24 protein-coding genes are annotated in these 26,200 nt (G+C 67.0%); 11 read left to right on the top strand and 13 right to left on the bottom strand.

Features of this window, described 5'->3' with window-relative positions; translation table 11 throughout:
* Nucleotides 1-170: 170 nt before the first annotated feature.
* The 3 genes from AC1DFE_RS01395 to mtrA form a co-directional block, all read right to left on the bottom strand.
* Nucleotides 171-1,889, bottom strand: coding sequence for an LpqB family beta-propeller domain-containing protein (locus tag AC1DFE_RS01395; RefSeq protein WP_476904134.1), 1,719 nt, complete (start codon nucleotides 1,887-1,889; stop codon nucleotides 171-173).
* A complete protein-coding gene (mtrB, locus tag AC1DFE_RS01390; protein ID WP_476904373.1) occupies nucleotides 1,886-3,781 on the bottom strand; it encodes an MtrAB system histidine kinase MtrB in 1,896 nt (631 codons plus the stop codon). The genes AC1DFE_RS01395 and mtrB overlap by 4 nt, the downstream gene beginning before the upstream one ends.
* 157 nt (nucleotides 3,782-3,938) lie before the next feature.
* Nucleotides 3,939-4,613, bottom strand: a complete 675-nt coding sequence (gene mtrA, locus AC1DFE_RS01385; RefSeq protein WP_476904133.1) for an MtrAB system response regulator MtrA — start codon at nucleotides 4,611-4,613, stop codon at nucleotides 3,939-3,941.
* Nucleotides 4,614-5,193: 580 nt separating this feature from the next.
* Here mtrA and AC1DFE_RS01380 point away from each other — a divergent pair.
* The 6 genes from AC1DFE_RS01380 to AC1DFE_RS01355 all read left to right on the top strand — a co-directional run bounded on the left by AC1DFE_RS01380 (nucleotide 5,194) and on the right by AC1DFE_RS01355 (nucleotide 11,388).
* Nucleotides 5,194-6,291 (top strand): DUF7847 domain-containing protein, encoded by a 1,098-nt coding sequence (locus AC1DFE_RS01380; protein WP_476904132.1) that lies wholly within the window; start codon nucleotides 5,194-5,196, stop codon nucleotides 6,289-6,291.
* Nucleotides 6,288-6,995, top strand: a complete 708-nt coding sequence (locus AC1DFE_RS01375; RefSeq protein ID WP_476904131.1) for a DUF4129 domain-containing protein — start codon at nucleotides 6,288-6,290, stop codon at nucleotides 6,993-6,995. Before AC1DFE_RS01380 ends, AC1DFE_RS01375 begins: the two co-directional genes overlap by 4 nt.
* A 158-nt stretch (nucleotides 6,996-7,153) precedes the next feature.
* Nucleotides 7,154-8,239: a DUF4350 domain-containing protein gene (locus tag AC1DFE_RS01370; RefSeq protein WP_476904130.1), complete on the top strand. Its 1,086-nt coding sequence runs from the start codon at nucleotides 7,154-7,156 to the stop codon at nucleotides 8,237-8,239.
* A gap of 56 nt (nucleotides 8,240-8,295) precedes the next feature.
* Nucleotides 8,296-9,279, top strand: a complete 984-nt coding sequence (locus tag AC1DFE_RS01365; protein ID WP_476904372.1) for an AAA family ATPase — start codon at nucleotides 8,296-8,298, stop codon at nucleotides 9,277-9,279.
* 4 nt (nucleotides 9,280-9,283) lie between these two features.
* A complete protein-coding gene (locus AC1DFE_RS01360) occupies nucleotides 9,284-10,576 on the top strand; it encodes a DUF58 domain-containing protein (protein WP_476904129.1) in 1,293 nt (430 codons plus the stop codon).
* A gap of 47 nt (nucleotides 10,577-10,623) precedes the next feature.
* A complete protein-coding gene (locus AC1DFE_RS01355) occupies nucleotides 10,624-11,388 on the top strand; it encodes a DUF4166 domain-containing protein (RefSeq protein ID WP_476904128.1) in 765 nt (254 codons plus the stop codon).
* 43 nt (nucleotides 11,389-11,431) lie between these two features.
* Here the strand turns inward: AC1DFE_RS01355 and AC1DFE_RS01350 are convergent, their stop codons facing one another.
* Nucleotides 11,432-12,472, bottom strand: coding sequence for a uroporphyrinogen decarboxylase/cobalamine-independent methonine synthase family protein (locus AC1DFE_RS01350; RefSeq protein WP_476904127.1), 1,041 nt, complete (start codon nucleotides 12,470-12,472; stop codon nucleotides 11,432-11,434).
* Between the two features lie 2 nt (nucleotides 12,473-12,474).
* On the bottom strand, nucleotides 12,475-12,897 hold the full coding sequence (locus AC1DFE_RS01345; protein WP_476904126.1) for a chorismate mutase: 423 nt from the start codon (nucleotides 12,895-12,897) through the stop codon (nucleotides 12,475-12,477).
* 96 nt (nucleotides 12,898-12,993) lie between these two features.
* Here AC1DFE_RS01345 and AC1DFE_RS01340 point away from each other — a divergent pair, with 96 nt between their 5' ends.
* The 3 genes from AC1DFE_RS01340 to AC1DFE_RS01330 all read left to right on the top strand — a co-directional run bounded on the left by AC1DFE_RS01340 (nucleotide 12,994) and on the right by AC1DFE_RS01330 (nucleotide 14,535).
* The gene (locus AC1DFE_RS01340; protein ID WP_476904125.1) at nucleotides 12,994-13,650 is read left to right on the top strand and encodes an NADPH-dependent F420 reductase; all 657 of its coding nucleotides are present in this window, start codon (nucleotides 12,994-12,996) and stop codon (nucleotides 13,648-13,650) included.
* Nucleotides 13,651-13,785: 135 nt separating this feature from the next.
* Complete coding sequence (locus AC1DFE_RS01335) at nucleotides 13,786-14,109, top strand: carboxymuconolactone decarboxylase family protein (protein WP_476904124.1); 324 nt, start codon at nucleotides 13,786-13,788, stop codon at nucleotides 14,107-14,109.
* 24 nt (nucleotides 14,110-14,133) lie between these two features.
* Nucleotides 14,134-14,535, top strand: a complete 402-nt coding sequence (locus AC1DFE_RS01330; RefSeq protein WP_476904123.1) for a (R)-mandelonitrile lyase — start codon at nucleotides 14,134-14,136, stop codon at nucleotides 14,533-14,535.
* A 137-nt stretch (nucleotides 14,536-14,672) separates the two neighbouring features.
* Here the strand turns inward: AC1DFE_RS01330 and AC1DFE_RS01325 are convergent, their stop codons facing one another.
* The 5 genes from AC1DFE_RS01325 to mnmA form a co-directional block, all read right to left on the bottom strand.
* Nucleotides 14,673-16,388 carry an ABC transporter ATP-binding protein gene (locus AC1DFE_RS01325; RefSeq protein ID WP_476904122.1) on the bottom strand — a complete coding sequence of 572 codons (1,716 nt, stop codon included), beginning with the start codon at nucleotides 16,386-16,388 and terminating at the stop codon, nucleotides 14,673-14,675.
* Nucleotides 16,385-17,407, bottom strand: coding sequence for an ABC transporter permease (locus tag AC1DFE_RS01320; protein ID WP_476904121.1), 1,023 nt, complete (start codon nucleotides 17,405-17,407; stop codon nucleotides 16,385-16,387). The genes AC1DFE_RS01325 and AC1DFE_RS01320 overlap by 4 nt, the downstream gene beginning before the upstream one ends.
* A 1-nt stretch (nucleotide 17,408) precedes the next feature.
* Nucleotides 17,409-18,500, bottom strand: coding sequence for an ABC transporter permease (locus tag AC1DFE_RS01315; protein ID WP_476904120.1), 1,092 nt, complete (start codon nucleotides 18,498-18,500; stop codon nucleotides 17,409-17,411).
* 130 nt (nucleotides 18,501-18,630) lie between these two features.
* Nucleotides 18,631-20,265 carry an ABC transporter substrate-binding protein gene (locus tag AC1DFE_RS01310; protein WP_476904119.1) on the bottom strand — a complete coding sequence of 545 codons (1,635 nt, stop codon included), beginning with the start codon at nucleotides 20,263-20,265 and terminating at the stop codon, nucleotides 18,631-18,633.
* A 259-nt stretch (nucleotides 20,266-20,524) separates the two neighbouring features.
* On the bottom strand, nucleotides 20,525-21,664 hold the full coding sequence (gene mnmA, locus AC1DFE_RS01305) for a tRNA 2-thiouridine(34) synthase MnmA (protein WP_476904118.1): 1,140 nt from the start codon (nucleotides 21,662-21,664) through the stop codon (nucleotides 20,525-20,527).
* 170 nt (nucleotides 21,665-21,834) lie between these two features.
* Here mnmA and AC1DFE_RS01300 point away from each other — a divergent pair, with 170 nt between their 5' ends.
* On the top strand, nucleotides 21,835-23,088 hold the full coding sequence (locus tag AC1DFE_RS01300; RefSeq protein ID WP_476904117.1) for an NAD(P)/FAD-dependent oxidoreductase: 1,254 nt from the start codon (nucleotides 21,835-21,837) through the stop codon (nucleotides 23,086-23,088).
* On the opposite strand, the gene AC1DFE_RS01295 is transcribed toward AC1DFE_RS01300, so the two are convergent.
* Both AC1DFE_RS01295 and AC1DFE_RS01290 read right to left on the bottom strand, forming a co-directional pair.
* Complete coding sequence (locus AC1DFE_RS01295) at nucleotides 23,076-24,296, bottom strand: cysteine desulfurase family protein (RefSeq protein WP_476904116.1); 1,221 nt, start codon at nucleotides 24,294-24,296, stop codon at nucleotides 23,076-23,078. The two genes, AC1DFE_RS01300 and AC1DFE_RS01295, sit on opposite strands and share 13 nt — an antisense overlap.
* A gap of 53 nt (nucleotides 24,297-24,349) precedes the next feature.
* Nucleotides 24,350-25,039, bottom strand: a complete 690-nt coding sequence (locus tag AC1DFE_RS01290; RefSeq protein ID WP_476904115.1) for a helix-turn-helix transcriptional regulator — start codon at nucleotides 25,037-25,039, stop codon at nucleotides 24,350-24,352.
* Between the two features lie 93 nt (nucleotides 25,040-25,132).
* Here AC1DFE_RS01290 and AC1DFE_RS01285 point away from each other — a divergent pair, with 93 nt between their 5' ends.
* A complete protein-coding gene (locus tag AC1DFE_RS01285; RefSeq protein ID WP_476904114.1) occupies nucleotides 25,133-25,579 on the top strand; it encodes a DoxX family membrane protein in 447 nt (148 codons plus the stop codon).
* On the opposite strand, the gene AC1DFE_RS01280 is transcribed toward AC1DFE_RS01285, so the two are convergent.
* The gene (locus AC1DFE_RS01280; protein WP_476904113.1) at nucleotides 25,549-26,199 is read right to left on the bottom strand and encodes a hypothetical protein; all 651 of its coding nucleotides are present in this window, start codon (nucleotides 26,197-26,199) and stop codon (nucleotides 25,549-25,551) included. The genes AC1DFE_RS01285 and AC1DFE_RS01280 overlap by 31 nt on opposite strands.
* Nucleotide 26,200: the final 1 nt, after the last annotated feature.

The raw sequence follows: 26,200 nt of genomic DNA, 5'->3' as shown, positions 1-26,200 counted from the left end.
GCGTCCGGGCGGGTCCCCTTGCGGGTCCGCGTGCGGGTTGCCCTTCCCGCCTGCTGTCCGTCGACTCCCCACTCTCCAAGGTTCCGGCAACGGGCTGGTCCGCGAAAGGCCGGGCCTCCTCCATGTGGATAAAGCCCGCCGGAACCACTCCCGCGGAAATGCCGGGAGGGTCAGCCGGGGAAGGACGGGTCCGTGGGCCCCTTCAACTGCGCCGACCACCCGTTGCCGAGTCGCTGGAAGATGCCGTCCGCGGACTGTGCATAGATCTCTTCGGGGCCGTTACCCGCGCTGAGCGCCACCAGCCCCGGCCAGGGTGCGAGCTTCTGCGGCTGGGAGGAGGTGAGCGAGAGCAGTTCGGGGGTCACGTTGGAAATCGCCGCACCCTTCATCACCACAACCGTCGTGTCGTTCACCCACACGCCTTGGTCCGGTTTTCCGCTGGACTGCAGGGTGACGGGCGCCGTCAGCTCCTTCGGCGTGCCGTCGGCACTGCGGATGATTCCCGTCACCTGGACCCGTGTTTCACCGTTCTGCTCGGAGATGACCAGCGCCCGGACACCTTCCCGGGACACCCGGAAATCCTTGACGTTGCGGCCGGCTAGCCAGGAGGGGGTCAGCGAGACAGAGGGCACCGGTGCGCCCTGGGCCACGCCGGTGGGACGGAAGGCCGTGATCTCGGTGACGCCCTGCGCTCCGGGGCCGGCGGTCCACAGCCAGTCATGGAGGCTGAACGACGGATGCGTCAACGTGCTCCGGGTAGTCAGGGCGCGCGCAGGCTGCCCGGGCACCATCGAATAGAGGGTGCTTCGGCTGCTGTTCAGGAACGCCACCGTCTGCGAAACGGGCGACTCGGCAGGCGAACGCGGTTTCAGCGCCGCCACAGGCTGCATGTCGGGCAGCGGCGACACCCTGTTGTTCTCATACCGCACCAGCTCGTTGTTACTGACAGCGATCTGGCGGGCGGGGACGTTCCTGTTCTGGACCGGCGGCAGGACCGAACCGTTGTCCTCCACCCGGACAAGGTCTTGGTTGGCCCGCAGCTCCACGTTGATGACGTCCGGCTGGCTGCGGAACGTGAGTGCCAGCTGGGTCTGCATCCTGAGCCGGTCCTCGGTGGAGGCCTCGGTCAGCTCCTTGGCCGACAGGTCCACCTGGGCTGCGCCCGAGACTACGGGCACGGACTCCCTGGCAAGCTTCATTCCGGAGGGGAAGGCGCTGACGACGGCGCCCTTAAGATACGGGGCGGGTCCGCCGAGCAGGGCGCTCGTCATGGCCTTCACCGTCTTCTTCTTGATGAACCAGCGGACATCCGGGACCGCGTAGGTAAAGGTGGGGTCGTAGAAATATATGGGGTAGGCCCCATATATGACTTTGAAGGTCTCCTCGGGAATGGCGGTGCCGTCCGGGATCTTCGAGATGCGCCATTCGCCGTCAACCTGGACCAGGGTTACAGGGATGTTTTCCTTGGTTCCTTCCGGCATCTGGGTGGCGACGCCGTCGGAATCCACGGAGTAAGCGACGTCCAGTTCATAGTTGTAGACGCCCTCGACGCCGGTCTTCACCACGCGCTCGGAGCGGAACACGAGTGTCCGCAGGTCCGGCTTCCACGCAACGGAGGAAGCCTGGGTGAGGTACTGCCGCGCCACGGCATAGTCGTCCTCGTACCCGCTTCCTGCCAGGTAGAAATCCTCGATGACCGCTTCGGGGCTGGACCCGGTGCGCGGCGCGACGGGGAAGAACACCGGCGCGTTGGGATTTCCGGCGCTTTCGTCAGTGCTCTTTCCGACGGGCCCGGAGCGCGGGATCTGTGCGCACGATGCCAGGAACAGCAGCATGACGGCCAGCAGCCCAGCGGCAAGCCCGCGGGCCGCGGGCCGCACCCGGCTCATGAACGCTCCCCTGCACGCGCTGCCTCCGGTGTGCCAGCCACGGCAGCCCGGCCTTCAGCCGCCTCGGCCGGAGCAGCGCCCGCTGCCGCAGCCGGGCCCCTCACCGCCGCGGGGTCACTCGCCGCAACGGTGTCTTCTGCCGCAACGGTGTCTTCTGCAGCAGTGGAGTCCTCCGATGCAGCAGTGGCTCCCATGCCCCGGACAAGTACGGTGTGGTCGCCGGGGCTGCGCAGTCCCACGTCTGCCGGTTCAAGGGGCAGCGGGGATTTTGGAATGGTTCCGCCCTGTTTAAGCGGCAGCGTAAGCCTGAAGTTAGAGCCGACGCCGGTGTTCCCCCAGGCCTGCAGCCACCCGTTGTGCAGTTTGGTGTCTTCGGTAGCGATGGAGAGGCCCAGCCCGCTGCCGCCGGTGGTGCGGGCCCGGGCAGGGTCGGCGCGCCAGAAGCGGTCGAACACCCGGGCCGCCTCGGCCGGGCTCATGCCGATTCCGTGGTCCCTTACCGTCACGGCGACAGTGTCCCCATTGGAGGCGACGGAGATGTTGACGGGCCTGCCTTCGCCGTGCTCGAGAGCGTTCAGGATCAGGTTCCGCAGAATGCGGTCAATACGCCGGGAATCCATCTCCACCACGACGCTGCCTTCCGGAGCATTCAGCGTCATCTTCGAGCCATACTCATCGGCGACGGGGGCCGCTCCCTCCATCACATGCGAGATGAGCTGGACGATATCCGTCGCCTCCGCGTCGAGCATGGCGACGCCGGCGTCGAACCTGGAAATTTCCAGCAGGTCCGCCAGCAGGGACTGGAACCTTTCCACCTGGTTGTACAGCAGTTCCGCCGACCTCTTATTAATGGGGTCAAAGTCGTGGCGGGCGTCGTACAGCACCTCGGCGGCCATCCGGACGGTGGTCAGCGGCGTGCGGAGCTCGTGGGACACGTCGGACACGAACCGCTGCTGCATCTGGGACAGCGTGGCCAGCTGCGTGATCTGCTCCTGCAGGCTTGCGGCCATGTGGTTGAAGGAGGCACCCAGGCGCGCCACCTCGTCCTCGCCCTTGACCACCATGCGTTCCTGCAGCTGGCCTGCCGCCAGCTTTTCGGACACCACGGCGGCATGGCTGACCGGGCTAACCACATTGCGGGTGACGTACCAGGCGATGGCGCCGATCATGAGGATGAGGGCCGCGCCGCCGGCCCAGAGGACGTTCTGGATTTCGTTCAGCGTCTGCTGCGCCGTGTTGAGGTCGTAGATCAGATACAGCTCATAAACAGTGCCGTTGAACGTCACCTTGTTGCCGACGGCGATGCCCGGCCGGTCTTCGGTCCCCACCGGGAACTCCGTGGACGCCCAGAACTGTTCCTTGCCGGAATCCTGCACCGCTGCCCGGAGGTCCGGAGGGATGACGCTGATGGTCAGCTGGTCTGACGCACGCGACTCCACCCACCTGTTGCGGGGCTTGGTCTGCTCCGGCATCGCCTCAAACACGTAGCGGCGCTGGATTACCGAGCCCTTGCCCTCTACGGCGTTGAGGGTGTCGTAGACGAGGGTGATCACGCTGGACTGGTCGGTGACCTGGGCGCCGTCGAACGTGTCCTGCACCTGCTTGACGTTGTAGCGGGTCTCGGACTCCGCTTGGGTCAGCCGCTCCTGAAACAGGTTGTTGGCAATCTGGTTGGACAGGTAAGCGCCCACAATCGCGAAGGAGCTGATGGACAGCAGCAGGGTGGTCAGGACAGTGCGGAACTGCAGCGACCGGCGCCAGCGCCGCTGCAGCGAATGCAGCAGATAACGGATGCCGGGAAAGATGCGGTCGACGCCGGTGCGCACCAGGCGGGCGACCCGCAGCAGGACGATGAGTCCGCGGCGTTGCCAAATCCGGGCCTGCGACGGCAGCCTCGCGAGCCCGGCGCCAAAGGCGTCGGTGTGTTCGGGGGCAGGACGGGGGCCGGGATTGCGGACGCCGTCCCGGGCGTTTTCCGCCGCGGAAGTGTTGCCGTGGGGTCCGGATCCGGATCCCGCGGGCGTCTCTGGGGGATTCTGGCCCTGGGGTTCAGGACCCTGCTTTGTAGCCGACACCACGAACCGTCAATACAACTTCCGGAGCTTCCGGATCACGTTCAATTTTGGACCGCAGTCGCTGGACATGGACATTGACCAGCCGGGTGTCAGCCGCGTGCCGGTAGCCCCAGACCTGCTCGAGAAGCAGTTCACGGGTGAATACCTGCCAGGGCTTGCGTGCCAGGGCAACCAGGAGATCGAACTCGAGCGGAGTCAGTGAAATCCGCTCGTCGCCGCGGCTCACGAGGTGGCCGGCGACGTCGATCGTGATGTCCGCGATGCGCAGCGTCTCGGGCGCCTTCTGGTCGCCGGGGCGCAGGCGCGCCCGCACGCGGGCAACGAGCTCCGCGGGTTTGAAGGGCTTGGGCACGTAATCGTCGGCACCGGATTCCAGTCCCCTGACCACGTCGGAGGTATCCGACTTGGCCGTCAGCATGACGATCGGAACGTCCGACTCAGAGCGGACCTGCCGGCATACTTCGATGCCGTCCATTCCCGGGAGCATCAGATCAAGGAGCACCAGATCGGGCTTTGACGAGCGAAAGACGTCCAGAGCCTGTCCGCCGTCCGCGCAGAAGACGGGCTCAAAGCCGTCGTTGCGCAGGACAATGCCGATCATTTCTGCGAGCGCCTCGTCATCGTCAACCACCAGAATGCGTGCCTTCATAGTTATATATTCCCTTATTGCTGTTGCTTTGTCTTATTGATGGACTTTTCGGCGAGGCGTGGGACCGGTGCGGGCTGGGCGCACCGGGCGCCCGTCGCGGGGCCGAACCTCCGGGAAGCTAGGATGCCTGACGGCGGAACTATAGTCTGGAGGTGCCCGGCCTTCACCGGCGCGAATATTGGGGAGGAACAGGTTGTCAGAGCAGGATCCGCAGCACCCGCCATCCGGACACCGGCCTCCCGAATACCAGCATCCTGAACCCCGACCTGCTGAACACCGCCAGCCGGAACACTCTTCATATGGGCAGCTGCCTCCTGCACAGCTGCCGGCGCAGCCCGCCGGCCTGCCCCCAACGCCGTGGGCTTCACCGCAGCAGCAGCCTTGGGGTGCACCCCCTCAGTGGGGCACCCAGCAGCCGCAATGGGGCAGTCAGCAGCCTGGCCCCTACCCGCCCGGGACCTTCCAGCCTGGCCCCTACCAGCCGTACGGGCCGCCGCACCAGTGGAGTCCCGGGCCGAATCCAGCGGGGCCAAATCCCGCCATCCCGTACCCCATGTACGCGGCGCCGCAGAAGCCCGGCGTGGTGCCGTTGCGGCCGCTGATGTTCGGCGAACTCATGGACGGGGCCTTCCAGACCGTCCGGCGGAATCCCAAGGCAATGCTCGGGGCAGGCCTGTTGGCCCAGGCGCTGGGCGCCGTGCTTGCCGGCGTCGTCCCGCTGATTACCCCTGCCTCCGGCGCGTCCGCGGGGGCCTGGCTGAGCAACCTCAGCACTGCTCAGATGACGTCCGTTTTCGCGGGGCTGGCAGGCGGCGTCCTGCTTTTCGGCCTGGTGTCCGTGTTCATCTCCACGGTGATGCAGGGGGCCATGGTGGTCCCCGTGGCCCGGTCGATCCTCAACCGGCGCACCGGGTTCCGGCAGATGTGGGTGCTGGCCCGCGGACGGGCCTGGGCACTGGTGCGCCTGGCCGCACTCTGCGTGGCGGCCGTGCTGCTGGCGGCGGCGCTCATAGCCCTGGGCGCCGCGTCGCTGGCCAACTCGATGGGCTCGGGGGCGCTCGTCATCGTGCTTCCGCTGGTTCTGGCGTTCATTGCAGGCATGATCTGGGTATCCGTGAAACTCACCGTCGCACCCGCCGTCATCGTCGTCGAAGACCTGGGGGCATTCGACGGCATCCGACGTTCCTGGGCCGTCACGCGGGGAAGCTGGTGGCGCGTCTTCGGCATCGTCCTCGTGGTGTCGCTACTCGTGGGCGTCATTGGCCAGATCGTCCTCATCCCCGTCAGCCTCCTCTCCGGACTGCTCACCACCGTCGCCGGGCCCCAGGACCCCACCAGCCAGGCGGCCGTCCTGCAGGTGGTGATCGGTGTCGCCTCAACTGTGGTGTCCGCCGCGATCGGGGCAGTGGCGTTCGCCTTCCAAACGTCGGTCATGGCGTTGCTGTACATGGATTTGCGGATGCGCAACGACGGCCTGGACGTTGCGCTGCTGCGGCTGCTTGAAAGCGGAAACGACGACGGCGGGATCCCCGGCCGGGGCGTGCACGTCTACGGCCCGGGCCGCAACAGCCCAGGGCCTTACCAACCCGGGCCCCATCAACCCGCGCCCTACCAGACAGGGCCTTACGGAAATTCAGGCTGGCCGCCGCCCCCGGGGCCGCCAACGATGCCGGGATGAGCAGCGTCTGCTTCCTCCCGATGCTTTGGCACGCCGCGGGACTGCTGCGACGGCCTCTTGAACCGCCGGTGCAGCCCGACCGGGAAGAAGCGCGGCGCTGGGCGGCGGAGGAGCTCTCCAAGCGCGAGTACCGGGAGGCGGCGCCCGGATGGCTGGAAACACTGTGGCAGCAGTTCCTCGACTGGCTGCAGTCTGTGACGGACGGCCTGTCCCCGGCCGGGGGACCTCCGGTGGCGCCCTTCATCGGCCTGGGCATCGCCATCCTCGTGGGCGTCGCCATCATCCTGGCACGGCCCCGGCTGAATGCCCGCCGCCGCGCACCCAGGGAGATCTTCGACGCCGATGCCGCCGCCACGGCGGCCGACTACCGGGAACGAGCAAAGGCCGCGGCTGCCCGCGGCGACTGGCCGGCCGCCGTCGTCGAACAGTTCCGCGGGCTGGTGGGTGCGGCCGAAGACAGGGCCGTTCTGGACCCCCGGCCCGGCCGGACCGCCGACGAGGCTGCCGGGCAGCTCTCTGGCGCCTTCCCGGCGGCAGGAGACAAACTCGCCGCCGCCGCCCGCCTGTTCGACGCCGTCCGCTACGGCGGCGCGGGCGCCCAGCCAACCGACTACACCGCCCTGGTGGAACTGGACTCAAGCCTGGAAAAACTAACGCCTACCTACGGAGAGGCCGCGCCGGGCGGACTGGCGGTGCCCAGATGACGCATCTCCCCCGCACGGAACCGGCCGCCACGGAGGGGATGGGCGAGGAGACTCCGACCGTCGGCGGTTTGCCCGCGGGCAGTGTGAGAGTCGCGGTCCGGCACAGAAGGACCGGCTGGATCCGCCGGCACCGTGCGGGCCTGTTGTTCGGTTTGGCCATGGCATTGGCCCTTGCGGTGATCCTGGCACTTCATCCGGCGCAGCAGGGTGACACCCGGGAGCTGTCCATCCGCAACCCCGGGCCGCAGGGTGCCAGGGCAGCAGCCCAGATCCTGGCCGGACAAGGTGTCATCGTTGAACAGACGGAGTCGTTCGAGGAAACGCTGGCAGCGGCCCGCGCAGCCGGCCGCATCGGGTCCGGATCAACCGTTCTGCTCTATGACCAGCGCGGGTTCCTTGCCCCCGAAAAGCTCCGCCGGCTGCTCACCGCAGCGGACCGGCTGGTCGTCGTGTCGCCGCGGCTGGCCACACTGACCGGCCTCGGCAGCACGATCCGGCAGGCCGGGGTGGTTCCCGGCTCGGAGCAGACCCTGCAGCCCGGGTGCGCTGTTGCCGATGCCCAGGCGTCCGGTGACATCAGCGCGGACGGAGGTTTCCTCTACACGGGCGGCACCGTGTGTTATGGCGCCGGCGGCGGTCGGGGCCTTTACGCCACGGCCGAGGACGGGAAGCTGCTGGTCATCGGCAGCACGGCCGTGATCAGCAACCAGCTCCTGGCCGCCAACGGCAACGCCGCACTCACGCTGCGGACCCTGGGCAGCCAGGGGCACCTCCTCTGGTACTTGCCGGGTCCCGCGGACCTTGGGGGCAGTCCGTCACCGAAAACCCTCGCCGAGCTGGCGCCTGCGTGGTCGGCGTTCGTGGCCCCATGGCTCATTGTGGTGGCCCTGCTCGCCGTGCTGTGGCGCGGACGCCGGCTGGGCCCGCTGGTCTTCGAACCCCTGCCGGTGGTGGTGAAGTCCGCGGAAACCGCTGAGGGAAGGGCCCGCCTCTACCACGAGGCCCACGACGTCGCCCGGGCCGCCGACACTCTGCGGGCAGGGACGCTGGTCCGCCTTGCCTCGGCACTCCGGCTGGGTGCCGGGGCGGACGCAGTGGACGTCGCGGCCGGCGCCGCCCGGCTGCTGGACAGCACCCTCCCGGAGATGCTCAGGGTCCTGCAGCACCGTCCCCGAACCGAAGCCGAGCTTGTCCGCTGGGCGCAGGACCTTGTCCGACTAGAGAAAGAGGTAAAGGCCAGATGAGCCAGCAGCCAAACGGCCACCTGCACGGAACCTACGGCGAGGCGCCTGTGGGCACCATGGCCGCCGCTCCGCACGTCCCGGATTACGCCCCGGACCCTGTCCGGCAGGCGCTGCTTGACGTCCGGCACGAGGTGGCCAAGGCAGTCGTGGGCCAGGATTCCACCGTCACCGGAATGCTGATCGCCTTGCTGTCGCGCGGACACGTGCTGCTCGAAGGCGTGCCGGGCGTGGCCAAGACGCTCCTGGTCCGAGCCCTGTCCGCAGCCCTGAGCCTGGACACCAAACGCGTGCAGTTCACGCCCGACCTCATGCCCGGCGATGTCACGGGTTCCCTCGTGTACGATGCCGCAAATTCCGAGTTCAGCTTCCGTGCGGGCCCGGTCTTCACCAACATCCTCCTGGCGGACGAAATCAACAGGACGCCGCCCAAGACCCAGGCTTCACTGCTGGAGGCCATGGAGGAACGCCAGGTGTCCGTGGACGGCGTGTCGCGCCGGCTGCCCGTGCCTTTCATCGTCGCGGCCACGCAGAACCCCGTGGAGTACGAGGGTACCTACCCGCTGCCCGAGGCCCAGCTGGACCGCTTCCTCCTCAAGCTGACCATGCCCCTGCCGGACCGGGCCGCCGAAATCGAGGTGGTCCGCAGGCACGCCGCCGGCTTCAATCCCCGCGACCTCGCCGCCGCCGGCATCCGCCCGGTGGCGGGCGCCGAGGAGCTGGAACGGGCACGGCATGCCGTGGCCGCCGTCGAGGTGGCGCCCGAGGTACTGGGCTACATCGTGGACGTGGTCAGGGCCACGCGGGCCGCCCCGTCCTTCCAGCTTGGCGTCTCGCCGCGAGGCGCCACCGCCCTGCTGAACACCTCACGGGCGTGGGCCTGGCTGTCCGGCCGTAACTTTGTCACCCCCGACGACGTCAAGGCGCTGGCCCAGCCGTGCCTTCGGCACCGGGTGGCGCTCCGGCCCGAAGCACTGATGGACGGCGTCCAGGTGGACAACGTCCTGGGCAGCATCCTGGCCTCCGTGCCTGTCCCCCGCTGATCCCGTGGCCATTTCCGGGCGGTTGGTACTCCTGGCGGCGGCCGGGCTGGCTCCGGTGCTCCTCTTTCCCGGCTGGTCCACCGTGTTTGCCGTACTCCTGGTCCTTGGCGCCTTGATCCTGCTGGATCTGCTGCTGGCAGCATCGCTCCAGCAGGTTTCCGTGCAAAGGTCAGCCCCGGCCAATGTCACGCTGGGCGGCACGGCGGACGCTGCGGTGACCGTGCATAACAGTGGCACACGCCGGCTCCGGGCAGTGCTGCGCGACGCGTGGCAGCCGTCCGCCGGTGCGGAAAACCCGGTCCATGAGACGGACGTACCGGCCGGTGAACGGCGCCGCCTGATTGTCAGGCTCCGGCCTGTCCGGAGAGGCGACCTCACGGCCCCGCACATCACCGTCCGGTCCTTCGGGCCACTCCGGCTGGCCGCCCGGCAGAGAACGGTGCAGGCACCCGGATCCGTGCGGGTATTGCCGCCCTTCAAGTCCCGCCGCCACATACCGTCAAAACTGCGCCGGCTGCGGGAGCTCGACGGCAAGGCAGCGGTGCAGATCCGCGGCGCCGGCACCGAGTTCGATTCCCTACGGGACTATGTCCGCGGCGACGACGTCCGCTCCATCGACTGGCGGGCGACGGCAAGACGGTCCGCGGTCATGGTCCGCACGTGGCGTCCCGAGCGTGACCGGCGCGTGGTGATCATGCTGGACACATCGCGGACCGCTGCTGCCCGGGTGAACGACGAACCCCGGCTGGACAGCGGCATCGAAGCCGCACTGCTGCTGGGTGTCCTTGCCGAACGCGGCGGTGACCGCGTCGATTTCTTCGCCTTCGACCGGCGAATGCGTTCCCGGGCTGGCACGACGGCGGGGGGCAACCTGCTGGGGCAGCTGGTCCAGGCGATGGCGCCGTTGCAGGCAGAGCTGATCGAGCTGGACTGGGCACAGGTGCCCGCCCAGGTCCGCGCGGTTTCGGCACACCGTTCCCTCGTGGTCCTGCTGACCTCGCTGGACAGCGGCGCCCCCGAGGAAGGGCTCATTCCGATGGCGGCGCGCCTGGCCCAGCAGCATGTGGTGGTGGTGGCGTCGGTCCGTGACCCCCTGCTTGGCGAGATGCTGCAGGACAGGACGACGGCGGCCCAGGTGTTCCGCGCCGCAGCCGCGGAACGCGCCCTGCTCGAGCGCGAAGCGGTGAGCATCCAGCTCCGCCAGCTCGGCGTCGAAGTGGTGGACGCGGAACCTCACGAGCTGCCGCCGCAGCTGGCCGACGCGTACATCCGACTCAAGGCGGCCGGACGGCTGTGAGTTCCCGCCGGAATGCCGAACCATCAGACCACAAGCCAGGAGCCGCCGTGAACGACCCGATCTACCGCCGGGCCCTGGGTGCCGGCTTTTACCGTCTGCAGCCCGAACTGCAGGAGTACTTTTCGCTTGCCCCGGGAACGGGCAGCTACGGTGTGGGCGAGGGCATTTTCGAGGTGGTGGGCTGCCGGCAGCGGTGGCTGCGGCCGGTCCTTCGGCTGACCGCCGGGGAGCAGGCCTTCTTTCCGGAGTACGGCGAGGGCGTGCCATTCCGGATCGAAAACCATGCGCATCTCGATCCCTTCGGCCGCTCCAGCCTGACGGCCCGGCGGGAGATATTCTTCCCCGGCAGGACCCGGATCTTCCAGGACACCACCAGCGCGGAAGCGGGGGGTGCCCGGGATCGGACCACAGGGGGCCACGCCCCTGGGGATAGGGCCCACGGGGCCAACGCCCGCCTCGTGGACTATGTGGGCCGGTACCGCCGGCTGGTCACGGACCTGAACCTCGAGGTGACGGCGGAGGGCAGGCTGCGGGGAGTCTCCGAAGTATCGCGGCTGTTCCTCGGTCCCCTCCGGCTGCCCCTCCCCGCCGCCCTCGACGCGAAGGCTTATGCGGAGCAGTGGTGGGACCCGACTTCGGGGGAAACCGGGCGGCACAGGATCCAGGTGAAGGTGATCCAACCACAGCTCGGCCTCGTCCTGGTGTATGCGGGGCACTTCGACTACCGGCTGGAACCCTATCCGCCCGGAGGTTCGTCCGCGGGCTTCCTTCCGGCCCATGCCAGGCCGGACCGCTGGGAGTACCGAAGCTGAGCCGGCGCGGGCTGATTGAGCCGCGCCGGCTGGTTCACTCGGTTCAGCCCAGCGCCAGCTGGTTTAGGCCGTCGGCAGCCTGGGTGAGGCGGGTGAGGACCTCCCTCGCGACGGCAGGCGCCAGCTCCTCAAGCCCGCCCGACGGCGTGATCCGCACCGTGCCGAGCGCCGCCAGCGGCAGTCCCAGCTGCTGCCAGGGCCGCCGGACGCATTCGACAACGTCGGATGCCTTCGGCACGCCGGCCCGCCCGTCAGCCTGCAGGGCTCCGGCCCAGAGCCGCTTGCCGGCCTCGACTGCCTCCGCGAGCTGCTCCCACTGCCGGGTAGTCAGGGCCCGCAGCGGAACGGCGATGGCGTCGGCCCCGGCAAACACGATCCTTTCGAACGGCGCCTCGATTTCCGGCACCGCGATGGCGACCTCCGCCGCCCCGGCCTCCCGGAGGGCATCAATCACGACGCGCCAAAGCTCCGTCACCTCCTGTCCCGCGACAGAGCGGAGGGTCCGGTAGCCGCTGGATGTGGGGATGGTGCCCGCGAGGACCGAGGCGATGTCCGGCTCGTCGACCTGCACCACGAGCCTGGCCCCGGGAACGGCGGCAGCCACCTTGGCCAAATGTGCGCCAACCCCTGCGGCGAGGGAAGCAGCGATGTCGCGGCGGGCGCCATAGTCGATCAGGGCACGCTCGCCGTTATGGAGGTGGAGCCCGGCGGCCAGGCTGAGGGGACCCCGAAGCTGGACCTTGAGCTCATGGGCCGAGCTGTCCTCCTCACCGGCGATGTCGGCCAGCACGTTGATGTCCGTGGACAGGGCCGATCTCGCGCGCACCAGGTCACGTCCGGGCCGGTCAACGATGCGCCAGCCGTGCGGCTGGACATCCACGGCCAGATCCACGAGGAGTGAGGCGGTGCGTCCTATGGCGTCGGCGCCCACGCCGCGGTCAGGCAGTTCAGCGAGGAAGGGCAGGTGCGGGCTGCCCAGCTCACCGCGGATGATGCGGGTTGCCTCCACGGGGTCCTGGCCCGGCCAGGGCCCCAGCGCGGTGGCCGTCACCTGGTGCGGAAGCTGAAGGTCTTCGTCCGGCACGGCTAGGCGGTGAGTGGTGCGGAGGGGCTGGCCGTCACGTTGGCGGTTCCACCGGCGGCGTTGTGATCCTCGGCGATCGCCTCGTGGTGCCGGATCACCTCGCCGATGATGAAGTTCAGGAACTTTTCCGCAAATGCCGGGTCCAGCTGCGCGTCCTCGGCGAGGCGGCGAAGCCGGGCGATCTGGGCAGTTTCACGTCCGGGATCCCCCGCGGGAAGCCGGTGGGCGGCCTTGAGGAAACCCACCTTCTGCGTCGCCTTGAACCGCTCCGCCAGGAGATAGACCAGGGTTGCATCGATGTTGTCGATGCTCGACCGGATCGACAGCAGCTCCGCCATCACCGCAGGATCCACATGCCCGGCCAGGGAGCTGGCGGCGGGATTGTAGGAGTCAGTGTCAGGCAGATCATGGTTTAGCTCGGTCATGGTTCCAGTCTATGGGCACCGCCGGACTCTCTGCCCGTGTTAAGGAGTCAGGCAGAGAATGTAAGTGTTCGTACGTTCCGATAAGGGAGATGGCATATGAGGATTGCAGTTCTAGGTACTGGCGTTGTGGGCAGGACCCTGGCAGGAAAACTCGTGCAGTGCGGGCACGATGTCATTTTGGGATCCCGGAGTGCCACCAACGAGGCCGCCGTGGGATGGGCGGCGGAAGCCGGGGCACGGGCCAAGGCCGCAACATTCGCCGATGCCGCGGCGGAGGGCGAGATTGTCATCAACGCGACGCCCGGCGCGGTGTCCTTAGACGTGCTGGCCGCAGCCAGCACGAAGAACCTCGCCGGCAAGGTGCTGGTCGATGTGGCCAATCCGCTGGATCATTCGGCCGGCTTCCCGCCGCCGCTCGCCATCTCCAACACCGACAGCCTGGCCGAGACCATCCAACGGGCGTTCCCGACGGCCCGGGTGGTGAAGGCCCTGAACACCATGCGTGCCGATGTCATGGTGGCGCCGGACAAGCTGGCGGGCGGGGATCACGATGTGTTCATGGCCGGGGACGATGCCGACGCCAAGGAAGTGGTGGCCGGGCTGCTGCGGGAATTGGGCTGGCAGACCGAACACATCAGGGACCTGGGGCCGCTCGAGGCGGCACGGGGCATGGAGATGTGGCTGCCGCTGTGGCTGCGGATTTTCCTCAAGCAGGGAGAGAGGGTGTTCAACATCAAGGTGGTCTCCGACTAACTGGGTCGCTGGCAAAGGGGTACTGCCGGGGCTGGTACTGGCAGGGTCTGGTTACCGGTTACGGGCCGCCGTTGAATTGGTAGAGCGGCGCCGGTCCGGACCGGCTCTTCCACTCACCATTCCAGGAGGCACCCCATGTCTGAGCACCCTGAACAGACTCCCATGCAGCGGATGATGGGCGATTTCGCGCCAACGTTCGTTTCCCTGACCGACGACGTATTGTTCGGGCAGGTGTGGTCCCGGCCGGAGCTGTCCCGGCGGGACCGCAGCCTGATTACCATCAGCAGCCTCGTCTCGGCCGGCAACATCGACCAGCTCGAGGCGCACATCCCCATGGGGATCGCCAACGGGCTGACTGAGGACGAAGTCAAGGAGGCGATCACCCATGTCGCCTTCTACGCGGGCTGGCCGCGCGCCGTATCCGCTCTCACCCTCGCCAAGCGCGTCCTTGCGGACTAAGGCCACCTACCGAAAGGAACAACCTTGAACATTGAACCAACCCGCGAGACCTTCAAGAACCCGCCGGAGCAGTTCGCCGGGGACGTATGGGTCGACATGATCGCTGTCCCCCACGTCCCTGAGCAGCGCGCGGTCGTCGCGCAGGTGCGCTTCGCCCCGGGCGCCCGCACCGCCTGGCACTCGCACGCGCGCGGCCAGTACCTGCACGTCACGGCCGGCGTGGCGCGTTTCGGCACCCGCGACGGCACCATCATCGAAGTCCACCCCGGACAGACGCTTTACACCCCTCCCGGCGAGGAGCACTGGCACGCCTCCGCGCCGGGCACCTTCATGGAACACATCGCCATCCTCGAAGGCGACGACGGCGCAGAAATCGCCAGCGCCTGGGCTGAGCACATCACCGACGACGAGTACGAAGGCCGCTAAGCCGGGCAGCCCAGCACAATGGCCCCAGCACGACCGCGGCGGTTCAACAGGGAACCGCCGCGGTCGTGCTGCTGGATGCCGAACAACCAGATGCCCGGCAATCAGATACCCAGCAGGGCTTAGATCCCCAGCAGGGCTCAGATTCCCAGCAGGGTCCGGTGGTCCTCCCGGCGTTTGGCCTGCTCAGCGGGGTCCGGGACAGGCAGCGAGGCGATCAGGCGCTTCGTGTAGTCATGCTGCGGAGCGCCCATGACCTGGTGGCCGATCCCCTGCTCGACGAGTTTGCCCTTGTACAGCACCCCGACCCAGTGCGAGAGCATGTCCACCACTGCGAGGTCGTGGCTGATGAACAGCGCCGCGAACCCGAACTCCTGCTGGATCTCCCGGAAGAGCTCCAGGACTTTCGCCTGCACCGAAACGTCCAGTGCCGACGTCGGCTCATCCGCGATGAGCAGTTTCGGGTTCAGGATCAGCGCCCGCGCCAGTGATGCGCGCTGGCGCTGCCCGCCGCTGAGCTCGTGCGGGAAACGGTCAGCGTACGACGCCGGCAGCTGGACTGACTCCAGCAGCTCACCGACGCGCTTGCGCGCCTGTGCCGGTGACGGGTTGGTGTGGATGACCAGCGGTTCGGCGACGCAGTCGCCGATGGTCAGCTGGGGGTTGAAGGACGCTGCCGGGTCCTGGAAGACGAACCCGATCTCCTTCCGGAGCGGCTTGAAGGTCCGTTCCTTGTAGTTCAGCATCTCGTAGCCCAGCACGTTAAGGCTTCCGCCGGTGGTCCGGTTGAGGCCCGCGATGGCCCGGCCGATGGTGGTCTTGCCCGAGCCTGATTCGCCGACGAGTCCAAACACCTCGCCCTCGGAAACGGTGAAGCTCACGCCGTCCACCGCCTTGAAGGCGTGGCTGCCGAGCCGTCCGGGATACTCGATGGTGAGGCCCTTCGCCTCCACCAGGACCTTGCCGCCCTGATGCGCCCGTTCGGTCAGCCCTTCCGACGCCGAATGCCGGCCCAGGTGCGGCACGGCGGCCAGCAGCTTCCGGGTGTAGTCCTGCCGCGGCTCCGCGAAAAGGGATTTTGCCGATGCCTCCTCGACGACGTCGCCCCGGTACATCACCACCACGCGGTCGGCGAGGTCTGCCACGACGCCCATGTTGTGCGTGATCAGCACAATGGACGTCCCGTATTTGTCCCTCAAATCCCGCAGGAGTTCCAGGATCTCCGCCTGCACGGTGACGTCCAGTGCGGTGGTGGGTTCGTCGGCCACGATCAGCCCGGGGTTCAGCGCGAGCGCTGCCGCGATGACCACGCGCTGCTTCTGTCCGCCGGAGAACTGATGCGGGTAGTAGTTGACGCGCGTTTCAGGGTCCGGGATGCCCACTTTCCGCAGGGCTTCGATGGCCCGGGCTTTTGCTTCCTTCGCGGTGACCCGCTTGCCGCCGTCCCGGCCTGCGTGGGCGAGGATGCCTTCGGCGATCTGCCAACCGACGGTGAACACGGGGTTCAGTGCCGTGGACGGCTCCTGGAAGACCATGGCCACGTCCCGTCCGCGGATCTGGCGCAGCTTCCCGGGGCTGACGCTGATGACGTTGTTGCCGTTGATCAGCACCGCGCCCGAGCTGATGGCAGTTTCCGGCAGCAGGCCCAGGATGGTCTTGGCCGTGACGGTCTTGCCGGAGCCGGACTCGCCGACAATGGCGAGCACCTCCCCTGCCTTCACCTCAAGGCTCACGTCCTTGACCGCGTGGACGTCCCCGGCGTCTGTGGCGAACGTGACCTTGAGGTGGTCGATGTCCAGCACGGGTCCGGTGCCGGCCGGGTGCCGGTCTGAAACCGATCCTATGTTGATGGTCATGAGCTTCTCACATCTGCTGAAGTGGCTGCCTGGGCCGCCGCGGTGGAGTCCGGTCCGCCCTTGTTCCCGGCGCGCTTGCGGCCGCGGAGGCGGGGATCGTTGAGGTCGTTGATGCTCTCCCCCACCAGCGTGAGGCCAAGGACCGTCCAGACGATGGCAAGGCCGGGGAACACGCCGGTCCACCAAATGCCGGAGGTGGTGTCTGCTAGCGCCTTGTTGAGGTCGAAGCCCCATTCGGCGGCGGACGAGGGTTCGATGCCGAATCCCAGGAAACCCAGGCCCGCGAGGGTCAGGATTGCCTCTGAGGCATTCAGGGTGAATATCAAGGGAAGGGTGCGGGTGGCATTGCGGTAGATGTGCCTGCCCATGATGCGGACGCTGGACGCGCCCACCACCTTCGCCGATTCGACGAAGGGTTCCGCCTTGAGTCTGATGGTCTCCGCCCTGATGACCCGGAAGTACTGCGGAATGAACACCACGGTGATGGAGATCGCCGCGGCGAGCACGCCGCCGAAGAGGCTGGACTCGCCGCCGCTGATGACGATGGCCATGACGATGGCCACCAGCAGGGACGGGAATGCGTAGATGGCGTCTGCCACCACCACGAGGACCCGGTCGAGCCAGCCGCCGAGGTATCCGCTCACCAGGCCGAGGATGACGCCGGCGAAGATGGACAGCACCACGGCCACTACGATCACGAGGATGGCGGTCTGGGAGCCCCAAATGACCCGGGACAGGACATCGTAGCCGCCCACGGTGGTGCCCAGCGGATGTTTTCCGCCGGGAGGCTGCTGCGTGGGGAAGCTGCCCTCGGCGTCGGAAAGCTGGGCAAATCCGTACGGGGCAAGGAGCGGCGCGAAAAGGGCGGTCAGGAGAAAGACGCCGGTCAGGACAAGGCCAACGACGAGCATGCCGCGCTGGAGTCCGACGCTCTTGTTGAAGTGGGAGATCACGGGCAGCCGCTTGAACAGCGGGGCCCTGCGGTCTACGGTGGCTTCCACTGGAGTGGTGGTGCTCATGTCAGTACCTCACACGGGGGTCGATCAGCGCGGCCACAATGTCCACGATGAAATTGGTGACGGCGACAATGACGGCAAGGAGCACCACGATGCCCTGGACCGCCACGAAGTCGCGGGCCGTCAGGTAGTTGGCCAGCTGGAAGCCAAGCCCCTTCCACTCGAAGGTCGTCTCGGTGAGGACGGCGCCGCCCAGCATCACGGCGATCTGCAGGCCCATCACGGTGATGATGGGGATCAGGGCCGGCTTGTAGGCGTGTTTGGTGACCAGCCGGAATTCGCTGACGCCCCGGGAACGGCCGGCCTCGATGTAGTCCCGGCCCAGGGTGCCGATGACGTTGGTGCGCACCAGCCGGAGGAAGATGCCTGCCGTCAGCAGGCCCAGGGCAAGGGCGGGCAGGACGGCATGCGCCATCACGTCACCCAGAGCGGCCATGTTGCCGCTTCTGAGCGCATCGAGCCAATAGATCCCTGTTGGCGCCTGGAGTCCGGTGAGGGCAAGTTCGCTGGAGGTTTTGGCCCGTCCTGCCACGGGAAGCCAGCCCAGCCACACGGCAAAGGTCAGCTTCAGCAGCATGCCGGCAAAGAACACGGGCGTGGCGTAGCAAAGGATGGCAAAGACGCGCAGCACGGCGTCGGGAAGGTGGTCACGCCGGTGCGCTGCGATCATCCCGAACGGGATGCCCACCAGCAGGGCTACGATCAGCGCATTGATGGTCAGTTCAAGGGTTGCCGAGCCGTAGGTGACCAGCATCTCGCTGACCTTGCGGTTGTCGGACAGTGTGGTTCCGAAGTTGCCCGTGACAAGCTGCCCCAGGTATTCGAAGTACTGCACGGGAAGCGGGCGGTCATAGCCGGCCGCATGGATCCGTTCCTGCAGCTGCTCCGGGGGCAGCCGGCCGCCCAGCGCGGCTGTGATGGGATCGCCGGTGATCCTCATGAGGAAAAACACCATGGTGACCAGGATGAAGATCGTCGGAAAGATCAGGAGGAACCTGATCAGAAGGTATTGGCCCAGTCCCCCGCCGGACTTCTTTTTCTTTGTCGGCAAAAGGCCGTCGGCGTCGCTTGGCGGCGCCTCAATAAGAGTTGTCATTACTGCCTGATTCTGTGTTTCCGGGTCCGTTGCGGAACCTGGAATCGGCTGTTCACTGGCCAGCAGGAAGGCGGGACGCCAGGAAGGCGTCCCGCCTCCTTGGCTGGTCAGGACCTGATGGGGTGGAGTCCTACTTGGAGATCACTCCGAGGCGGGTCTTGAACGAAGCATCGAGGGTGTTGTCCACGCCCTTGACGTCTGCCCCCGCAACCATGAGCTGCGCGCCCTGCAGCAGCGGCAGGGTGGAGAGGTCCTTGGCGACGGCGGTCTGGGCCTCGCCCAGCACCTTCTCGCGTTCGGCCTTGTCAGCAGTGGTGAGCTGCTTGGTCACGAGCTCGGTGACGGCGGAGTTCTCGTAGTGGTTCTTCAGGAAGTTGCCGGGGATGAAGAACGGCGTGAGGTAATTGTCGGCGTCGGAATAGTCCGGGAACCAGCCGAGCTGGTAGACCGGGTAGGCGTCCGCCGTCCGGGCCTTCGAGTAGGTAACCCATTCGGTGGACTGCAGGTCAACCTTGAACAGGCCCGACTTTTCCAGCTGCTCCTTGATCATGGCGTATTCGTCGCCTGAGGACTTGCCGTAGTGGTCAGGGTTGTACTGCAGCTTGATGTTAACGGTGCCGGTGATGCCGGCGTCGGCGAAGGCCTTCTTTGCCTTATCCAGGCTGGGCTTGCCGGTGCCGTCGCCGTACATTTCCTTGAGCGGTTGGATGGCGCCGTTGAAGCCGTCCGGAACAACGGAGTACGCCGGCAGGTAGGTGCCCTTGTAGACCTGGGTGGCGATGGCCTCGCGGTCCACGACGTCCGCCATCGCCTGGCGGACGGCGAGTGCCTTCTTGGCGTCGGCGTCGGCGGTCTTGGCACCGAACGGCATGGTGTCGAAGTTGAAGACGATGTAGCGCAGTTCGCCGCCGGGGCCCTTGTGCACCTTGACCTTTGAGTCCTTTTCAAGGTCCGCGGCGTCGGTGGCCGTCAGGCTACGGCCGGCGACGTCGATGTTGCCCTGCTGGACGTCCAGCTTCAGGTTGTTGGAGTCGGCGTAGTACTTGATGTTGGCGCCGTCGTTGGCGGGCTTGCCCAGGAGTCCCTGGTAGTCCGGGTTGGCCTTGAGGCTGACGAGCTCATTCTTCTTGTAGCTCTCGATGGTGTACGGCCCGGCAAACGGCTTGCCCTTGACGATCTCGTCATCGCTGAGGACCTTGTCCGCCGGGAAGACCTCTTCGTCGACGATCGGCCCGGAGTTGGAGGCCAGAACGCCCGGGAAAACCTGGTCGTTGCCGGCCTTCAGGGTGAAGACCACGGTTGAGTCGTCCTTGGCCGTCACGGATTTCAGGTTCGACAGCAGGGCAGCCGGACCGTTGGGGTCGGCGATCTTGACCACCCGGTCGATCGAGAACTTGACGTCGGAGGACGTCAGCGCGTGGCCGTTCGCGAACTTGAGGCCAGGCTTCAGCTTGACGGTGTACTCAGTGGGGGTGGTGAAGGATGCCGATTCCGCGATGTCCGGAACAGCGTCCGCGCTGCCCGGCTTGGAGTTCAGAAGGAACGGGTAGATCTGGTTCATCACCATGAACGAGCCGGCATCGTAGGAACCGGCAGGGTCCAGAGTGACAACTTTGTCCGTGGTCCCGTACGTGATGGTGCCTCCGCCGGCGCCGCCGGTGGATGTGCCGCCGCCTCCGGACGGGCCGGTGCAGGCTGTGAGTGCGAAAGCGGAAACGCCTGCCAGCGCGATAGCGCTCCGCAAGGCCCTCTGATTCATTGCCATCTGTGAACTTTCTGTTCGATGAGTACGCGCGGGGTGCCCGATCTGACTCGTTTGCGGGCAGCCCGCTGATGCCTCTGATTCAACCAGAAGGTTGCCCGGTGAAACATTGCATCGTGTGAGTTGAGACACAAAATTTACCAGAAGGAAGTGCCATCCGCTGACCGAACGGTCGGGAACCGGGAAATGGCAACAAAAACGGCCGGCGGAAAACCCGCCGGCCGCTGTCACTCCGGTAACCGGAGCAGTATCCGGGGCACGGTCAAAGTTGGGCCCGCTGCAGGGACCGCGCAGCGTCGATGGTCGCCTGGCCGAGGACCCTGCTTCCCTGGTACAGCACCACGGTCTGGCCGGGCGAAACGCCGCGCAGCGGATCCTTCAGGGCCACTACGAGGCTGTCCCGTACAATCCCCGCGTCGTCGGCAACCCGCTCCATGCGGGCACCGGCAGGTACGGGGTCGCCGTGTGCGCGGACCTGGGCGTGGCAGTCAAAGTCGGCACCGGAGCCGACCTCGTCGATGGGCAGTCCGGCCCAGGAAACCTTGATGCCGCGGATCTCGTCGATGGCCAGGAGGGCTTCGGGCCCCACGACCACCTTGTTTTCCTTGGGCCGGATCTGCAGCACGAACCGCGGCTTGCCGTCCGCCGCCGGCCGGCCCAGCTTGAGCCCGCGCCGCTGTCCGACGGTGAACGCGTTCGCCCCGGGGTGTTCGCCCACCTTGGCGCCGGTCTCATCCACGATGTCGCCCGTGGTCATGTCGATCTTTTCCGCGAGCCAGCCGGCGGTGTCGCCGTCCGGGATAAAGCAGATGTCGTGGCTGTCTGGCTTGTTGGCCACAGACAGCCCTCGCCGTTCGGCTTCGGCGCGCACCTCCGCCTTGGACGGGGTGTCCGCGAGCGGGAACATGGAATGCTTGAGCTGCTCGTGGGTGAGCACGCCCAGGACGTAGCTCTGGTCCTTGGCCCAGTCGGCGGCGCGGTGCAGCTCGCGGTTCCCGTCGGCGTCCTCAATGACCTTGGCGTAGTGGCCCGTGCACACAGCATCGAACCCGAGGGCGATCGCCTTTTCGAGCAGGGCGGCAAACTTGATGCGTTCGTTGCAGCGCATGCAGGGGTTGGGGGTGCGGCCGGCGGCGTACTCGTCGATGAAGTCCTGGACCACATCCTCCTTGAACCTCTCGGAAAAATCCCATACGTAGTAGGGAATCCCCAGCACGTCGCAGGCCCGCCAGGCGTCGCGCGAATCTTCAATGGTGCAGCAGCCCCTGCTGCCGGTGCGCAGGGTACCCGGCATCCGCGACAGCGCAAGGTGAACGCCGACGACGTCGTGCCCCGCCTCGACGGCGCGGGCGGCTGCGACGGCGGAGTCAACTCCGCCGCTCATGGCTGCTAGAACTCGCATTATGGCTTTCTGTTGGATTGGCCCCATGACGCACGGGTTGCCGAACTATTCTACTTGCCGCCGGAATCAGGGCCTAAATTTCCTTGACAGCTCCCGCAGGTCCTTCTAAAGTCACGTATACCGTTTTTAGAATGCGGGCCACTGGCCTGCCGTGCGAATCGAGTAGCGCCATGACCCCTGACAGCATCATCATCGCCGGCGCCGGGCTGGCCGGAGCGACGGCGGCCCGCACCCTGCGCGCCGAAGGGTACACCGGGACCGTCACCATCGCCGGGACCGAGCTGCACCACCCCTATCTCCGGCCGCCGCTCTCTAAGGAATACCTGCTCGGCAAAGCCGGCGAGGACGCCGTCGAGGTTGCGCCGGAGGCCTGGTATGCCGAGAACAATGTCAGCCTCCGGCTCGGCGCCCCGGTGGCGTCGGTTGATCCGGCAGCCCACACTGTCCGCTTCGCGGACGGGTCAGTCCAGGGCTACGGCGCCCTGCTGCTGGCACCCGGAGCAACACCCAGGGCGCTGCCGATAGACGGGGCGGGGCTGGATGGCGTCAGCACCTTCCGCACGCTCGATGACAGCCGCCGCCTGCGGGACCAGCTGGCGTCCGGCGGCAAGAACGTAGTGCTCATCGGTTCCGGCTGGATCGGCATGGAACTGGCGGCGGCGGCAAGCACCTACGGCAACCAGGTCACCCTGCTCGGGCTTGAGGACATCCCGCTCGCCGCCGCCATCGGCCCGGACCTAGGCAGCTTCTTCCGCTCCCTGCACGAGGACAACGGAGTCCACTTCCGGCTGCCCGCCTCGGCCAAGGAGATCACCGGACAAGATGGAAAAGTGACAGGCGTGATGACCGACGACGGCGAACTCCTGTCCGCGGACATCGTGGTCATCGCGGTGGGAGTGGTTCCGGAGACGGCGCTTGCCGCCGCCGCCGGGCTGGAAGTCCGTAACGGTATCCTCACGGACTCCTCGCTGCGCACCAGCGCCCCCGACATTTTCGCCGCCGGGGACGCCGCAAATGCCCTGCATCCGTTCACGGGCGAGCACCACCGCAGCGAACACTGGTCCAATGCCCTCAACGGCGGCAAGGTGGCAGCGAAAGCCATGCTCGGTCAGGACGTTGCCCTGGACACGATCCCCTACTTCTACACCGACCAGTTCGACGTCAGCATGGAATACTCTGGCTTTCCCTCCCTCGCCGCAAAGGCGTCTCCAGTCATCCGCGGATCACTGGAGAGCAAGGAGTTCGTGGCGCTCTGGCAGCAGGACGGGCGGGTTGTGGCAGGCATGAGCGTCAACTGGCCGAGGTCCCTCAAGCCGAGCGCCCAGAAGTCCATCAAGGCGCTCATCTCCGCCCGGGTGGAGGTGCCTGCCGAGAGGCTGGCCGACGAAACCGTTCCGCTCGACCAGCTGATTCAGAAACCCTGACGGGCAACGGTGGCAGCAGTCTGAATGGAGGATTCGTGGCCGGCCATGCCGGCCTGACGCGCCCGGGCATAGGCGGCGGGCAGGGCGGCGAGGAGTGCGTCCACGTCCGCTTCCGTCGACGGATGCCCCAGGGTGAAGCGCTGCGCGCCACGCGCCGTCTCCTCGTCCAGTCCCATGGCCAGGAGGACGTGGGACGGGCGCGGGACACCCGCAGTGCAGGCGGAGCCGGTGGACGATTCGACGCCGGCAAGGTCCAGGAGGAACAGCAGGGAGTCGCCCTCGCATCCGGAGAATGTGAAATGGGCATTGCCGGGCAGGCGCCCCTCGCCCTCCGGGCCCCGAAGCACGGCTGCCGGAACCGCGCCACGGACTCCCGCGATCAGCCGGTCGCGGAGCCGGGAAATCCTCGCCGCCTCGGCCTGGAGGTTCCTGGCAGCCGTGTCAGCTGCGGCGGCGAAGGCGGCTATGGATGCCGTGTCCAGCGTCCCGGAGCGGACGTCGCGTTCCTGCCCGCCGCCATGCTGCACCGGCGTGAGCTTCACTGCCCGCCCCAGGATGAGCGCACCGACGCCGACGGGACCGCCGATCTTGTGGCCGGAAATGGACATGGCATCCAGCCCGGAGGCCCTGAAATCCACCGCGAGCGAGCCGAAGGCCTGCACCGCGTCGGAATGGACCGGGACGCCGGCGGCGTGGGCGATCTCCACCACGCGGTGGACGGGCTGGATGCTCCCCACCTCGTTGTTGGCCCACATGACCGTCACCAGGGCAATGGACTCCGGGTCCCGCAGCAGTTCGGCCTGCAGCGCTTCGAGGTCCAGCACGCCGTCCTGGTCAACCGGCAGCCAGCAAACCTCGGCACCTTCGTGGCGTTCCAGCCACTCAACGGTGTCCAGCACGGCATGATGCTCGACGGCGGAGCACAGGATCCGTCGCCGGCGCGGGTCTTCCGCCAGCCGGGCCCAATACAGGCCCTTGACAGCCAGGTTGTCCGCTTCGGTGCCGCCCGAGGTGAAGATGACCTCCGACGGATGGGCGCCCGCCGCGGCGCCCAGGGTTTCCCGCGCATCCTCGACGGAGCGCCGCGCCCGGCGGCCTGAGCCGTGAAGGGACGAGGGGTTTCCGGTCCGGGACAGCTCGCGCGTCAGCGCAGCCAATGCTTCGGCGGCGATGGGCGTGGTGGCGGCATGGTCCAGGTAAACAGGCACGCTTAAATTCTAGACGCCGCCGGATTTCCGGAGCGGCACGGTGTCAGTTGTGGTCATGGCCGGATCCTGGCGCAGCAGCGCCCGGCCGTCCGGTCCTCCACCACTTTCTCCTCTGACACTCCGCAGGCAGCGGCAGCACCACTCAAAAATGCTCCGTTCATGGCGCACACCACGTCCGTGTGCCCGTCAGCGAGCCGGTGGAAGGGACAGTTCATCAGGACGGTTCCCCCATCGCCGTCCTTTTCAGGCATGTAGCCGATGCTGCCGAGCACTTCATCCAGAGATGCTCCCTTTCCGCCCAAGGCACGGCCCCGGGAGTAAGAGGCATCCGCCAACGCCTCGCGCACCCCTCCGCCGTCGGCTATGGAGGATTCAATGGCGGTTGCCATCAACTCTCCGGCCAGGTCGTAACTCCGTTCCGGAACCGACGCGCCAACCTCTTCCAGCGCCGGGCGGTACAGCTTCGCCGGGCGGCCCGACCCCGGGCCGGCTTTTCCGCCGAGCTTGCGAAACTCGACGGCGAGCAGCCCGTCACGGACCAGCCTGTCGAGGTGGAAGGATGCCGTACTCCGCGGCATGCCCAGGGCAGCCGCAGCATCATCCCGCCCCACAGCCGACGGCGAGCCAGCTACATATTCGAAAAGGCGCCGCCTGCTGGCGTCGCCCAGTGAGGCCAGGGCGGCCAGGCGGCCGGTCCACGGAAGAGTGGTCTTCGATTCGCGGTTCTCAGCTGGGCGGCTCATAGATCCAGCGTAACTCTAAAAACAAGATCCGTTGCTTAAGAAGGCCATGTGGTTCTAAAATCAAACTATCTACTTTTAGAAGGGAGCTTTACCATGAAAACAGCATCACTAAAGGAGTCCGCGAACCCGCACACGCTCGCGACGGACACGGTGCGGCAGGCGTTCCTGCTCCTGCGCACCGTCTTCACCGTGGCGCCCATCCTGTTCGGACTGGACAAATTCACCAACCTCCTGACCGACTGGACCGGCTATCTCGCACCGATGGTTCCGGATACGCTGCACTTGCCTGCGCAGACGGTGATGTATGCCGTGGGCGTCGTTGAGATCCTTGCCGGACTCCTGGTGGCCCTCCGGCCTCGGATAGGTTCGCTGGTGGTGGCCGCCTGGCTCCTGGGGATCATCGTGAACCTGCTCATCCTCGGCAGCTTCTACGACGTTGCCCTGCGCGACTTCGGACTGTTCGTGGGCGCGCTGGCCCTTAACCGGCTGGCCACCGCCGCAGCCGCCCGTCAGCCTGGCGGAACCACCGTGAGCCACTGAGCAATATCTGCCCGGGCGGCGGCTAGCGCCGCCGCCCGCGGGCACGACGCCGTCACGTAGACGGACGAGCCCGCGGTACCGAAAACCCGGGCGAGGACAGCGGTGGCCCTCCCCGGTTTCTGGCCTGCGGCATTGGCAGTACGTTCCAGGACCAGCACATCCAAGACCCGCCCGGATTTTCCGCGCTCACTGCCCCAGCGCAGCGATGCCGGCTTCAAGTATGCCGGAAGAATGGTGGGGTCCAGGTAGGCAAACAGCGCGGCTGTCGACTCCCTGTCATCACCCGCCACCAGGGGCCACTGGTTCTGGCGCACCCCGGCTGAAACCTGGCAGCCGTCGGATTTCTGATAGCGGCTGGCACCGCCGGCGTTACTGATCAGCTGTTTCCACTGCGGCGCTTCGGCAAGGTCCTCCGACAGCCCGACGGGAACACCGCGGGCCAGCGTGGCGCCAGCCGAGAAGGGCATGTCGCGGGCGGCCACCGCGCCGGCGTCGTGGCCTGGGGTAATGGTCGGCGTGGCCAACCCCTTGGTGGCAGGTGAACTGCTTGGAGCGGCCGGATCGGGGACACCGATGCTGCAGCCGCCGAGCAGGCCAGCGACTGCAGCAGCTGCCGCCATC

Source organism: Arthrobacter sp. 05T423, from assembly GCF_056396245.1.
The sequence above is the reverse complement of the archived record's forward strand: the minus strand, read 5'-3'. Positions and strand labels throughout refer to the sequence as shown.

What these genes read in the sequence shown, in the direction of transcription:
- AC1DFE_RS01365 (WP_476904372.1), top strand. Translation starts at nt 8,296, where the DNA reads ATGGCCGCCGCTCCGCACGTCCCGGATTACGCCCCGGACCCTGTCCGG.
- mtrA (WP_476904133.1), bottom strand. Translation starts at nt 4,613, where the DNA reads ATGAAGGCACGCATTCTGGTGGTTGACGATGACGAGGCGCTCGCAGAA.
- AC1DFE_RS01320 (WP_476904121.1), bottom strand. Translation starts at nt 17,407, where the DNA reads ATGAGCACCACCACTCCAGTGGAAGCCACCGTAGACCGCAGGGCCCCG.
- AC1DFE_RS01345 (WP_476904126.1), bottom strand. Translation starts at nt 12,897, where the DNA reads ATGACCGAGCTAAACCATGATCTGCCTGACACTGACTCCTACAATCCC.
- AC1DFE_RS01300 (WP_476904117.1), top strand. Translation starts at nt 21,835, where the DNA reads ATGACCCCTGACAGCATCATCATCGCCGGCGCCGGGCTGGCCGGAGCG.
- AC1DFE_RS01370 (WP_476904130.1), top strand. Translation starts at nt 7,154, where the DNA reads ATGGCATTGGCCCTTGCGGTGATCCTGGCACTTCATCCGGCGCAGCAG.
- AC1DFE_RS01310 (WP_476904119.1), bottom strand. Translation starts at nt 20,265, where the DNA reads ATGGCAATGAATCAGAGGGCCTTGCGGAGCGCTATCGCGCTGGCAGGC.
- AC1DFE_RS01280 (WP_476904113.1), bottom strand. Translation starts at nt 26,199, where the DNA reads ATGGCGGCAGCTGCTGCAGTCGCTGGCCTGCTCGGCGGCTGCAGCATC.
- AC1DFE_RS01340 (WP_476904125.1), top strand. Translation starts at nt 12,994, where the DNA reads ATGAGGATTGCAGTTCTAGGTACTGGCGTTGTGGGCAGGACCCTGGCA.
- AC1DFE_RS01375 (WP_476904131.1), top strand. Translation starts at nt 6,288, where the DNA reads ATGAGCAGCGTCTGCTTCCTCCCGATGCTTTGGCACGCCGCGGGACTG.
- AC1DFE_RS01285 (WP_476904114.1), top strand. Translation starts at nt 25,133, where the DNA reads ATGAAAACAGCATCACTAAAGGAGTCCGCGAACCCGCACACGCTCGCG.
- AC1DFE_RS01325 (WP_476904122.1), bottom strand. Translation starts at nt 16,388, where the DNA reads ATGACCATCAACATAGGATCGGTTTCAGACCGGCACCCGGCCGGCACC.
- mnmA (WP_476904118.1), bottom strand. Translation starts at nt 21,664, where the DNA reads ATGCGAGTTCTAGCAGCCATGAGCGGCGGAGTTGACTCCGCCGTCGCA.
- AC1DFE_RS01315 (WP_476904120.1), bottom strand. Translation starts at nt 18,500, where the DNA reads ATGACAACTCTTATTGAGGCGCCGCCAAGCGACGCCGACGGCCTTTTG.
- AC1DFE_RS01395 (WP_476904134.1), bottom strand. Translation starts at nt 1,889, where the DNA reads ATGAGCCGGGTGCGGCCCGCGGCCCGCGGGCTTGCCGCTGGGCTGCTG.
- AC1DFE_RS01335 (WP_476904124.1), top strand. Translation starts at nt 13,786, where the DNA reads ATGTCTGAGCACCCTGAACAGACTCCCATGCAGCGGATGATGGGCGAT.
- AC1DFE_RS01290 (WP_476904115.1), bottom strand. Translation starts at nt 25,039, where the DNA reads ATGAGCCGCCCAGCTGAGAACCGCGAATCGAAGACCACTCTTCCGTGG.